Raw genomic sequence first — 7,575 nt, 5'->3', positions numbered from 1 at the left:
GGGCCGAAGTGCACGGCAATTACTACGGCACCTCGCGCATCTTCGTGGAAGAGCAGATGAAGGCCGGCACCGACATCCTGCTGGAAATCGATTGGCAGGGCGCGCGCCAGGTCAAGAAGCAGTTCCCGCAAGCGGCCGGCATCTTCATCCTGCCGCCCTCCTTCGCGGCGCTGGAAGAACGCCTGCACAAACGCGGCCAGGACGAGGTCCACGTGATCAACCGTCGCCTGCTGGCTGCAGGCGGGGAAATCGCCCACGCGCCCGAGTTCGAGTATGTTATTATCAACGAAGAGTTCCCGGTCGCCTTGTCGGAGCTGAGCGCGATCGTCCGATCCGCCCGTTGCCGTTTTGCGCAACAAGCCGCCCGCAATGCCAAGTTGATGTCCGAACTGGGCATCCACGCCGACCACGCAGCATAAATACAGACTACCCAGGAGTTAAAGAATGGCCCGTATCACTATTGAAGATTGCCTGAAGAACGTACCTAACCGTTTCCAGCTGACCCTGGCCGCGACCTACCGCGCCCGCCAGCTGCTGCAAGGCCACACCCCTAAGGTCGAAGCCAAGGACAAGCCAACCGTTGTCGCCCTGCGCGAAATCGCCGCAGGTAAAGTGGGTCTGGAAATGCTGAAAAAGGTCCCTATGTAATCTGGGAACTTGGTTCCCGAATACGATGTCCCAGGTTCTTACAGTAGGATTCCATCACTGACCCGATATGAACCTGACCAGCACCGATTCCAGTGTGTCCGAACAGCCCGCCCGYCGGGCAAAGCGCCCGGCTAAACCAACGCCGGGCGTTGACATTTCTACAGCACCGATTTCCTCTTCCCCGCTTGCCGCCCCCACGGTTGCCACCGGTGTGGCCACCATCAGCCATCTGACAGAAAAACTCGCCGAGTACATGAACGAGGCGGACCTGAAAAAGGTCAAGGAAGCGTATCGCTTCTCGGACGAGATGCATCTGGGCCAGGTCCGCAAGTCGGGCGAGCCATACATTTCGCACCCGATCGCGGTGGCGGAAATCTGCGCGGACTGGAAGCTGGATGCACAAGCCATCATGGCAGCCCTGCTGCACGATGTGATGGAAGACCAGGACGTCAAAAAAGATGAGCTGATCGAGCGCTTCGGCGCGCCGGTCGCCCATCTGGTGGACGGCCTGTCGAAACTGGAAAAAATCGAGTTCCAGAGCCAGATCGAAGCGCAGGCGGAAAACTTCCGCAAGATGCTGCTGGCCATGGCTTCGGACGTGCGCGTGATTCTGATCAAGCTGGCCGACCGCCTGCACAATATGCGCACGCTGGACGTGATGGCGCCGGCCAAGAAGCGCCGCATCGCGGCCGAAACGATGGAAGTGTATGTGCCCATCGCGCATCGCCTGGGCCTGAACAACATCTACCGCGAGCTGCAGGATCTCGCCTTCGCCCACCTGTATCCGTTGCGCTATCACGTGCTGTCCAAAGCCGTGAAAGCGGCGCGCGGCAACCGGCGCGAGGTGGTGGGCAAGATCATGGAAGCGGTGAAGAATACGCTGGGCATGGCCGGCATCCACGCCGAAGTCTATGGCCGCGAAAAAACGCTGTACGGCATCTACAAGAAGATGCGCGCCAAGCACCTGACCTTCTCGCAGGTGCTGGACGTGTATGGCTTCCGGGTGGTGGTCGACAGCTTCTCGAACTGCTATGTGGCGCTGGGCACCCTGCACTCGCTGTACAAGCCCATGCCGGGCAAGTTCAAGGATTACATCGCGATCCGCAAACTGAATGGCTACCAGTCGCTGCACACCACGCTGATTGGTCCGTACGGCACGCCGGTCGAGTTCCAGATCCGCACCCAGGAAATGCACCGCACTGCCGAATCGGGTGTGGCGGCGCACTGGCTGTACAAGAACAACGACGCCAATATGTCGGACATGCAGCAGCGCACCCACGCCTGGCTGCAGTCCCTGCTCGATATCCAGCAGCAGACCGGCGATTCGGCCGAGTTCCTGGAACACGTGAAGGTGGACTTGTTCCCCGACTCCGTCTACGTGTTCACACCGAAGTCCAAGATCATCGCCCTGCCCCGCGGCGCGACCGCCATCGATTTCGCCTATGCGATCCACACTGGCATCGGCGACCACACGGTGGCCGTGAACATCAACAGCGAACCGGGACAACTGCGCACGGAACTGCGCAATGGCGATATCGTCGAGATCAAGACGGACCCGAATTCGCGTCCGTCGCCAAGCTGGCTGTCATTTGTCCGCACCGGTAAGGCGCGTTCGGCGATTCGCCATCATCTGCGCACGATTAACCTGCCGGAGTCGATCCGCCTCGGCCAGCAGCTGCTGACGCAGGCACTGAATGCAATCAATATCGATCCGGACCTGCCAGGGCCGCTGATGGAGCGCCTGCTGAACGAATCGTCGGCCAAGTCGGCCGAAGAACTGTATGCGGATATCGGCATCGGCAAGCGCATGGCGCCGCTGGTGGCGCGCCATATCTTCGGCCTGATGGGCGGCGAGTCGGCTTCCATGCCGATTGACCACAACAGCGCCGCCGACCTGGACCCGGTCACGATTTACGGCAGCGAAGGCGTGTCGGTGCAACTGGCGGCGTGCTGTCTGCCAATCCCGGGCGACCACATCGTCGGCCAGCTGCGCCGCGACCAGGGCCTCCAGGTTCACACGGCCGACTGCACCGTCGCCAAGCGCCTCAAGCAAAAAGAGCCGGACCGCTGGATCGCAGTGAAATGGGGCACGGAACTGAACCGCCGCTTCGACTCGCGCATCCGCCTGCTGATCAACAACGAGAAAGGCATTCTCGCGCGCGTGGCGGCCGAGATCGGCGAATCCGACGGCAACATCACCTTCGTCGGCATGGACGAAGACCGCGAACATATCCTCCACCAGCTGCGCTTCACTATTCAGGTGAAAGACCGCGTGCATTTAGCGGCGCTGCTGCGCAACGTCCGCAAAGTCGCCGGCGTCAACCGCGTCTCTCGCGAGCGCGCATAAGCGAGGGTCAGACCCAAGGGTCTGACCCAGATCTTAGGGTTTCCGAATGACGCTCTGAAAATGCGTTGCCCCGCGAATCCGCTCCAGATCGGACTCGGAATACGGGATATCAAACAGCGCCTGATAAGCCATCTGCCGCTGTCGCGCCTCCCGCCCCAATCGAAGATAAACCTCATGCGGCGTGATCACGTCGTTACGCCGCCCTTCAGCATTGCAGTTATAACTCGACCACCGATAATGCCCGGGATACTGCACCATGCCCGCTCGTACAGGATTTAGCTCAATATACCGCTGGCACAACAGCAAATAATCCTCAGCCTCAACCCTTGCGGCCTTATAACGGCCATCCCACATGGTTCCGGATTCACCGCGCAGGCAATGCAGTCTGTGCGCTGCGCATTGCGAGATGGCCTTCATCATCCACGACTGCGCGTTAAGTTCCTGCACCGTCACAAGCAGGTGCACGTGATTCGACATCAGCACGTAAGCATGGATCAAGCAGCCGCTGGCCTTGCTGTACTTGTCGAGCAAGCTTACGTAGTGGCGCCGATCATTTTCCGAATGAAAGCAGGTGCGGCGATTGTCACCACGCTGCACAATGTGCATGCAACTGCCTGCCGGGAAATGGCGCGGTTGACGCGGCATGGTATCTCCTTGACCCTAACCCCAGGGTCAGACCCTCAGGGTCTGACCCCGACTTTAGGGTTAAGGATAGTGAAATGCAGCCAGCGCGCTTTGCGTCAGCTCAATCCTCGCCGGGTGCGGGATAGCTGACTTCGAGGATGTCGAGTTCTTCTACGCCGGTTGGCGTGTGCAGCGTGACAGTGTCGCCTTCTCGAGCCTTCGTCAAGGTGCGGGCGACGGGTGAGATCCAGCTGATCTTACCTTTCAGGGGGTCGAATTCGTCGATGCCAACAATAGTGATGGTTTGCTCTTCGCCCGAGCGCTTGGCGTAAGTTACCGTAGCGCCGAAAAAAACCTGGTCGCTGCCATGGTGCACGCTCGGGTCAACCACAGCGGCCAGGTCCATACGTTTGGTGAGGAAACGAATGCGTCGGTCGATTTCGCGCAGCCGGCGCTTGCCGTAAATATAGTCGCCATTCTCCGAACGGTCGCCATTCGACGCCGCCCAGTGCACCACCTTCACGACCTCCGGCCGTTCCACATCAATCAGCTGCAGCAGCTCATCCTTGATGCGCTGGTAGCCCGCAGGCGTGATGTAGTTTTTCGATCCCGCCGGAATCGCCAACGCGGCAGGGACAGCATCATCATCGTCGTCCTGCTCGCTCTCTTTTACGAATGCCTTGTTCATATCTGCTTAAGTCTAATGGTGCAATAATGGCACCCACATGAAGCGATTGTACACATTCAGACGCCGGCTGTTTGCTCCTCTCGTCTACCTCGCAGCTCTCTTCCTCATCTTTGAAGAATGGCTGTGGGATGTTGGTGCGCGCCTGATGGAGAGGCTGGCGCAGTTTCCGCCGCTGCATGCGCTGGAGCGCTTCATCAGCCGGCTCGGACCGCTGGCCGCCCTGGCGCTGTTCACTTTGCCGGCCCTGCTGCTGTTCCCGGTAAAGCTGCTGGCCCTGTTTGCCATGGCGAAAGGGCATGCCATGATGGGCCTCAGCGTTTTTGTGATCGCCAAAGTGGCGGGTGCAGCCGCGGTGGCGCGGCTGTATGCGTTGACGCGCCCTGCCCTGTTGCAACTGGCCTGGTTCGCACGGATTCACAACCGCTTCATCGAACTGAAAGACCGCTGGATTGCGCGCCTGAAAGCCACCGCCGCCTGGCAGGAATGCCGCGACGCGCTGCGCGCCTGCCGCGACTGGCTGCGTCGTCTGCGCCGTGGGCGCGGCGGCCGTTTCGACATGCGGCCGTTGAGAGTGCTGCGCCGCTTCAGCGCCTTCTGGCGCGCACGGCGCCGTTGACGTTACACTAACGTCATGCACCCCAGCCAGCTCTCCGCTTTAGACGCAATTGCCGCCCACACCCCAGGTCTGGTTTATCAATTCAGCCGCCTGCCGGATGGCCGTGTGGAATTTCCCTACCTCAGCGATGGCTGCCAGGCACTGCTGGGCCTCAGCGCCGCCGAGCTGCAAGCCGAGCCGCAGCGCTTTCTGGAGTTGATCCTGCACGACGACCGCTCTTCTTACCAGGAATCGATGGATGCTTCCGCCGGCTCGCTGTGGAGCTGGAACTGGGAAGGCCGCATCTGGGTCGAAGCGTGGAAAGACGTGAAGTGGATTAACCTGCGCAGTACCCCGCACCGCCTGGACGATGGCACGGTGCAGTGGGAAGGCATCATGAGCAATATCACGGAGAGCAAGCTGGAGCAGCTCGAAGTGCGTGCCAGCCGGGCGCGCCTGGCGGAGCTGACCGCCCACATTGAAAAGGTAAAGGAGCAGGAGCGCGAACGCATCGCCCGCGAAATCCACGATGATCTGGGTGGCAATCTGACCGCCATCAAGATGGCGCTGACCATGCTGGCCGCCCGCCTGCCGGAAGGCGACGAGCACCTGCAGCAAAAAGCGGCCTACGTTGATTCGCTGGTCGACCGCACTATCGATGCCGTGCACCGCATCACGCTCGATCTGCGCCCATCCGTGCTGGACTTCGGCCTTCCCGCCGCGCTGGAATGGCAGGTCAAGGAATTCTCGACGCAAGCCGGTATCGTCTGCCGTTTCCAGTCGAACGTGAAGGACCTCGACCTCGCGCCCGATCAGGCCGCTGCCCTGTTCCGTATCGCACAGGAAGCGCTGACCAATATTGCCAAGCACGCCCGCGCGCGTTCCGTCAGCGTGCGCCTGCAACGTGCGCGCGGCCAGCTCAGCTTGAAAATCACGGACGACGGCAAGGGTATTGCCCCGACTGACCGCTCTAAAACGGACTCTTTCGGCCTGCGTGGCATGGCCGAGCGCGCCGCAGCGCTGGGCGGAACCTTGACCTTGAGTCATGCACCCGGCGGCGGTACTGTCGTGGCGATCAAAATCAGGCTGCCAGCCGAGGCGGCGGACGTTACAATAGCGCCCAGAGAAGTTGCCTCAACGAAATAACATAGCATGAGCGAAAAAGCCACCATCAAGGTCTTCATTGCCGACGATCACGCCATCGTCCGCGAAGGACTGAAGCAGATCCTGGCCGAGACCAAGGATATCGTTGTCGCCGGCGAGGCCGAAAACGGGCTGGACGCGGTCAAGCTGTTCCGCAAGTCCGGCTGCCACGTCATCCTGCTCGACATTACCCTGCCCGACCGCAGCGGCATCGAGGTGCTCAAACAGATCAAGAAGGAAAAGCCGGAACTGGCTGTGCTGATGCTGTCCATGCATCGCGAGGACCAATACGCCATCCGCTCGCTAAAAGCGGGTGCGGCAGGCTATCTGACCAAACAAAGTGCACCAAAAGAACTGGTCAATGCGATCCGGCAGGTCGCTAGCGGATTAAAATACATTAGTCCGGCACTGGCCCAGGAATTGGCAAACCATGTCGGCGAGGACCATCAGGCAGCGCCGCATGAAATGCTGTCCGACCGGGAATTCCAGACCTTGACCATGATCGCTTCCGGCAAAACCGTGGGTGCGATTGCCAAGGAGCTGTCGCTGTCGGTCAAGACCGTCAGCGAGTACCGCGCCCGCCTGCTGGCCAAGATGAACCTGAAGAACAGCGCCGAGCTGACGCATTACGCCATTAAAAACCAGTTAATCGATTGATGCCGGGAATTAAGGCAAATTTCTCCCTGCTAATTGAACGATGGGCATACTGGACAGTGGCTTAAGATGCTGACAATCGGTAAACCTTTGTAAAGGCTGTACGTCAGATGTCTAGCAAACCCACCAACCCAGCCGGCGCGGACATGAACCCGGCTGATGTTGCCCGCGAGGCTTTCCGCCGTCTCGCGCTGCGCCGGATCGCTCCTACGCCCGACGCCTATCGCGACATCTACAACGAAATTACCGGCGCCCCGGCAACCGCAGCGCCCGCCGCCGATCCCGGCCCCGAAAACGTTCTTACCCAGTTTGCCGCCCGCCTGACCGATCAGCCGGGCGAACTCGCCGATTTTGGCCGCCGCTTCAATCGCGCGGTCAAATCGCGTGACTGGGAGGCCTATGCGCGCACCCTGTCCGCTCTGGCCGAGCGCCCTGCACCCACCCGCCCCGGCGGTGGCATCGAACTGGCCCCAAATACGGAAGGCGAACAAGCCAAACAGCTGCGCGACCTGCTCAGCCGCACGCTGACCTTTGCCGTTGCTTCGCTGCTGAGCGGCACACCAGCGCTGGTGGCCGAGGCCGAAGCTCTGGGCGCGGCCACCAAGGAAGCGCACACCGAAGCGGCACTGGCCGAGATCGGCACGCGCCTGAAACAGCTGTGCTACCAGATCGAAATTCGCAGTGGCGACACGGCCGAACAGCAGGAACTCTTGCTGCGCCTGTTCCGCCTGCTGCTGGAGAACGTGTCCGAGCTGCTGGACGACGATTCCTGGCTGCGTGGCCAGATCGACGCAGTACAGAATCTGATTTCCGGCCCGATCGACCAGCGCGCGCTGGAGGAAGCCACGCGCAGCCTGAAGGACGTCATTTATAAGC

8 protein-coding genes and 1 pseudogene are annotated in these 7,575 nt (G+C 60.6%); 7 read left to right on the top strand and 2 right to left on the bottom strand.

What is annotated here, in order from left to right:
• The 3 genes from AB4Z11_RS16890 to AB4Z11_RS16880 all read left to right on the top strand — a co-directional run.
• Window positions 1-419 (top strand): guanylate kinase (locus tag AB4Z11_RS16890; protein WP_442026400.1); only part of this gene is annotated, 419 nt, incomplete at its 5' end.
• A gap of 25 nt (window positions 420-444) precedes the next feature.
• Complete coding sequence (gene rpoZ / locus AB4Z11_RS16885; protein WP_005665923.1) at window positions 445-648, top strand: DNA-directed RNA polymerase subunit omega; 204 nt, start codon at window positions 445-447, stop codon at window positions 646-648.
• Between the two features lie 67 nt (window positions 649-715).
• A complete protein-coding gene (locus tag AB4Z11_RS16880) occupies window positions 716-2,995 on the top strand; it encodes a RelA/SpoT family protein (protein WP_442026399.1) in 2,280 nt (759 codons plus the stop codon).
• Window positions 2,996-3,028: 33 nt separating this feature from the next.
• Here the strand turns inward: AB4Z11_RS16880 and AB4Z11_RS16875 are convergent, their stop codons facing one another.
• Together AB4Z11_RS16875 and greB are read right to left on the bottom strand one after the other, a co-directional pair.
• Window positions 3,029-3,640 carry a transposase gene (locus AB4Z11_RS16875; protein WP_442026398.1) on the bottom strand — a complete coding sequence of 204 codons (612 nt, stop codon included), beginning with the start codon at window positions 3,638-3,640 and terminating at the stop codon, window positions 3,029-3,031.
• Window positions 3,641-3,740: 100 nt separating this feature from the next.
• Complete coding sequence (gene greB / locus AB4Z11_RS16870) at window positions 3,741-4,307, bottom strand: transcription elongation factor GreB (RefSeq protein WP_442026397.1); 567 nt, start codon at window positions 4,305-4,307, stop codon at window positions 3,741-3,743.
• A gap of 37 nt (window positions 4,308-4,344) precedes the next feature.
• Between greB and AB4Z11_RS16865 the strand changes: the two genes are divergently transcribed.
• From AB4Z11_RS16865 to AB4Z11_RS16850, 4 genes and pseudogenes are all read left to right on the top strand, one after another.
• On the top strand, window positions 4,345-4,923 hold the full coding sequence (locus AB4Z11_RS16865) for a hypothetical protein (protein ID WP_442026396.1): 579 nt from the start codon (window positions 4,345-4,347) through the stop codon (window positions 4,921-4,923).
• Window positions 4,924-4,938: 15 nt separating this feature from the next.
• Window positions 4,939-6,048, top strand: a complete 1,110-nt coding sequence (locus AB4Z11_RS16860; RefSeq protein WP_442026395.1) for a histidine kinase — start codon at window positions 4,939-4,941, stop codon at window positions 6,046-6,048.
• A gap of 6 nt (window positions 6,049-6,054) precedes the next feature.
• Window positions 6,055-6,702, top strand: coding sequence for a response regulator (locus AB4Z11_RS16855; protein WP_442026394.1), 648 nt, complete (start codon window positions 6,055-6,057; stop codon window positions 6,700-6,702).
• A gap of 107 nt (window positions 6,703-6,809) precedes the next feature.
• Window positions 6,810-7,575, top strand: a pseudogene (locus AB4Z11_RS16850) (GGDEF domain-containing protein); the annotation flags it as partial.

Source organism: Pseudoduganella sp. RAF53_2, assembly GCF_052113985.1.
Classification (GTDB): domain Bacteria; phylum Pseudomonadota; class Gammaproteobacteria; order Burkholderiales; family Burkholderiaceae_D; genus Rugamonas.
This window is presented reverse-complemented; position numbering and strand designations above follow the sequence as displayed.

Bases quoted from the DNA above. Each gene is read 5' to 3' on its own strand.
- rpoZ (WP_005665923.1), top strand. From the start codon at position 445: ATGGCCCGTATCACTATTGAAGATTGCCTGAAGAACGTACCTAACCGT.
- AB4Z11_RS16875 (WP_442026398.1), bottom strand. From the start codon at position 3,640: ATGCCGCGTCAACCGCGCCATTTCCCGGCAGGCAGTTGCATGCACATT.
- greB (WP_442026397.1), bottom strand. From the start codon at position 4,307: ATGAACAAGGCATTCGTAAAAGAGAGCGAGCAGGACGACGATGATGAT.
- AB4Z11_RS16865 (WP_442026396.1), top strand. From the start codon at position 4,345: ATGAAGCGATTGTACACATTCAGACGCCGGCTGTTTGCTCCTCTCGTC.
- AB4Z11_RS16860 (WP_442026395.1), top strand. From the start codon at position 4,939: ATGCACCCCAGCCAGCTCTCCGCTTTAGACGCAATTGCCGCCCACACC.
- AB4Z11_RS16855 (WP_442026394.1), top strand. From the start codon at position 6,055: ATGAGCGAAAAAGCCACCATCAAGGTCTTCATTGCCGACGATCACGCC.